Here is an 891-nt window from a genome sequence, read left to right on the forward strand (position 1 = left end):
TGTTGGTGAACATCGCCTTCACGTTCACCTGAATGACCGGCGTCTTGTAATTGCCTGCCATCAGCGTGCCGTGCAGCCATGTGGGCACGGAGCTTGAGAAGGTCGACAGATAAGCCCCCAGGTTCGCATAGGTGTTGGTGCGCAGACCGACAAAGTTGTTATCGGCATCCAGCGCCAACTCGATCGTGCCCACATGGTCGCGGCCATGGGCATCGGACATGAACGCCTCAGACCGGCTGGCCGACCACTTCACAGGCCGGTTGCAGGCCTTGGCGGCGAAGGTCACAAACGCCTCTTCCGCATAGTGGAAGATCTTTGTGCCAAAACCACCACCCACATCCGGAGCCACCACGCGGACCTTATGCTCGGGCAGACCCAGCACAAAGGCACACATCAGCAGGCGGATCACATGCGGGTTCTGCGACGTGGTAAAGAGCGTATACTCATCCGTACCGCGCTTGTATTCCGCCACCGCCACGCGCGGCTCCATCGGGTTGGCGACCAGACGGTTGTTCACCAGATCCAGCGTGGTCACATGGGCCGCATTGGCGAAGACCTCATTGACCTTGGCGTCATCGGCCTCACCCAGCTGCCAGTCATAGCATATATTGTTCTTCAGATCGTCATGGACCAGCGTCGCGCCCTCTTGCGCGGCGGCCTTCATGTCGATCACGGCGGGCAGTTCTTCGATGTCGACGTCTATCGCCTCGGCCGCGTCACGCGCCTGTTCCAGGCTGTCGGCTACAACGGCCGCAATCGGATCACCCACATGGCGCACTTTGCCTTGCGCCAGAATGGGGTGCGCCGGTTCCTGCATGGGCGCGCCGTGCTTGTCGGTCACCTCCCAGCCGCAGGGGATGCCGCCCACGCCTTCGAAATCCTTGCCGGTAA

At 61.1% G+C, this 891-nt stretch carries 1 protein-coding gene; it reads right to left on the minus strand.

Annotation, left to right across the window (positions count from 1 at the left end; genetic code table 11):
- Positions 1 to 891 (minus strand): xanthine dehydrogenase family protein molybdopterin-binding subunit (locus ACR0BD_RS19705; protein ID WP_480832980.1); only part of this gene is annotated, 891 nt, incomplete at both ends.

Source organism: Ruegeria sp. G5 (assembly GCF_056533365.1).